Annotated in this window: 3 protein-coding genes; all 3 read left to right on the top strand. The window is 66.0% G+C overall.

Annotated elements, in window-relative coordinates; translation table 11 throughout:
• A partial coding sequence (locus FHS49_RS19400) for a tyrosine-type recombinase/integrase (RefSeq protein ID WP_184022290.1) occupies positions 1-717 on the top strand: 717 nt, incomplete at its 5' end.
• Entirely contained in the window at positions 714-1643 is a 930-nt protein-coding gene (locus FHS49_RS19395; protein WP_184022287.1) for a tyrosine-type recombinase/integrase, read from the top strand. The genes FHS49_RS19400 and FHS49_RS19395, both read left to right, overlap by 4 nt.
• A complete protein-coding gene (locus FHS49_RS19390) occupies positions 1640-2629 on the top strand; it encodes a tyrosine-type recombinase/integrase (RefSeq protein ID WP_184022284.1) in 990 nt (329 codons plus the stop codon). Before FHS49_RS19395 ends, FHS49_RS19390 begins: the two co-directional genes overlap by 4 nt.
• Positions 2630-2718: the final 89 nt, after the last annotated feature.

Below are 2718 nucleotides of genomic sequence, written 5' to 3'. Positions count from 1 at the left end.
GCGGCGGGACGCCGCGACAAGACGGTTGCAACGCATATTCGCACCTTCCTCCAATATCTGTTCGGGTGTGGGGCGACGGCCAGCAATCTGGCGCTGAGCCTTCCCAAGACCGCCAAGCGCTGGGACGCACGGCTCCCCCGGCATCTGTCGCCGGATGGCGTCGAGGCAGTGCTCGCTTCGGCCCGCAGTAATCTGCGATATGGCGCGCGCGACTACGCGATGCTGCTGATCATGGCGCGGCTCGGTCTGCGCGCGGTCGAGGTCATCGCGATCCAGCTCGACGACATCGATTGGCGTGCTGGCGAACTGACGGTGCGCGGCAAAGGCCAGTTGTACGACCGGATGCCGATTACGCCCGAAGTCGGCGCCGCGCTGAGCACCTATCTGCGCGAGGAACGTGGCCCGGCGACCTGCCGGACCCTGTTCGTCACACAACGCGCACCGTATCGACCGTTCAAGGACGGGCAGATCGTCAACGCGATCCTCAAGGACGCGCTGAGGGCGACCGGACAGAAACCGGTGACGCCCTATGTGGGATCGCACCTGCTGCGTCATAGCCTTGCGACCCAACTGGTGAACGCGGGCGCATCGCTCGACGAGATCGGCGACGTGCTGCGGCACCGTTCGCGCTCGTCGACGATGATATATGCCCGGCTCGACATCGACGGGCTGCGATCCATCGCGATGCCCTGGCCGGTGGCGGGAGGCGCGCAATGAGCCTTGCACCCCAGCTCGACCGTTATCTGAGCGTTCGCCGCAACCTCGGTTACGAACTGCGCACGAGCGAGCGCATCCTGCGCCGCTTCACCAGTTATGCCGATACCGAAGGTGCGGCCCACATCGGCACGGCGCTGTTCCTGCGCTGGCACGCAACGCTGGCGGACGCGAACGGATCGACCAGAGCTACGAGGTTGCGCGTCGTGCGCCTGTTCGCGCAATGGCTGAGCGGCTTCGATCCCGCGCACGAGGTGCCGCCGCAAGGGTTGCTGCCGGACTCTTCCAACCGGCCTCGTCCGCATATCTACACTACCGCCGAGATCGCCGCGATCGTTGCAGCCGCCCGTGAACTGCCTTCGGTCTACGGCCTCCGCGGGCACACCTGCTCGACGCTGTTCGGGCTGATCGCGGTCACCGGCCTGCGGATCAGCGAAGCGTTGGCGCTCGACCGCGAAGACCTTGATCAGGGCGTGCTGCGGGTCCGGCGTGGAAAGCTTGGCCGCGAGCGACTGCTGCCGCTCGATCCGGGCGTGGTGGCTCACATGGATGCCTATCTTGCCGAGCGGGACCGGCTGATCGGACACGCGGCGAAACCGCTGTTCGTCACCGACAAGGCAACGCGGCTGACCGACTGCTCGGCCCGCTACAACTTCGCGCAGGCCTGCCAGCGGATCGGGTTGCGATCCCACCAGCAGTATCAGCGACATGGCCGGGGACCGCGCATCCACGACCTGCGCCACACCTTCGCCGTGCGCACGATGATCAACTGGTATCGCACCGGCAAAGACCCGGCGCGCGAGATGATCCGCCTGACGACCTATCTGGGTCATGCCGATCCCTCCAACACATACTGGTATCTGGAAGCGGTGCCGGAACTGCTCGATCTGGCGATGGCACGCGCCACCGCTGGGGAGGTGGCACGATGAGCACCGCCTTGCCCGCACTGATCCAGCGCTTCTTCACCGACCGGCTGTGCACGCAGTTGGAGGCGAGCCGTCACACGGTGGCAGGCTACCGCGACACGTTCCGGCTGCTGCTCCGATATGCAAGTGCTGAGCTTGGCAAGCCGCCGGTCAAGCTGACCGTCGAGGACATCGACGCCGATCTGGTTGCCGACTTCCTCGTCCACACCGAGACGGCACGCGGCAACAGCGCGCGCAGCCGCAATACCCGGCTTGCCGCCATCCGGTCCTTCTTCCGCTTCGTCGCGATGACCGACCCGACCTGGCTGCTGCACTGCCAGCGCGTGCTCGCGATGCCCAACAAGCGCTACGTGAAGCGCACGGTGACGTTCCTCGATGCTGACGAGATGGCCGCGTTGCTGGCAGCGCCGGATCGCTCGACATGGACGGGGCGGCGTGATCATGCGCTGCTCCTGCTCGCGGTGCAGACAGGCCTTCGGGCATCCGAACTGGTCGGCCTCACGCGGGGCGATGTGGTGCTCGAAACCGGAGCGCACATCCGCTGCTTGGGCAAGGGCCGAAAGGAGCGCGCCACACCGCTTCGCCGTGATACGGCCAAGCTGTTGGCGACGTGGATCGGCGCCGACAAGGACGAATGTAGGCCGCTGTTCCCGTCGATCCGGGGTGAGCGACTGAGCCGGGATGCGTTGGAGCATCTGGTCCGCAAGCACTGCCTGACAGCTGCGCGGACATGCCCGAGCATCGGCGCGAAGCGGGTCACGCCACATACGCTGCGCCACAGCAACGCGATGGACCTGCTGCATCACGGCGTTGATCCAGCGGTGATCGCGCTCTGGCTTGGTCACGAGAACGTCGAAACCACCCAGATCTACATCCACGCCGACATGCGGATGAAGGAAAAGGCGCTCGCCCGCGTCGCTGCTCCGCCCATGCCGTCAGGCCGGTTCCGGCCCGACGACCAACTCCTCGCGTTCTTGGAAGGGCTCTGATTATGCCGAACCGTCGCGCGGCCGATGGCCGGAAAACCAACCTCAACCAGAGACCGCGCGGCATAATCCGGGTCCCGGCATTATGCCCC

Origin of the sequence: Sphingobium boeckii (assembly GCF_014199215.1) — a bacterium.
Taxonomy (GTDB): domain Bacteria; phylum Pseudomonadota; class Alphaproteobacteria; order Sphingomonadales; family Sphingomonadaceae; genus Sphingobium_A; species Sphingobium_A boeckii.
Note: the sequence above shows the minus strand (reverse complement) of the source record. Positions and strands in the feature narration are given on the sequence as shown.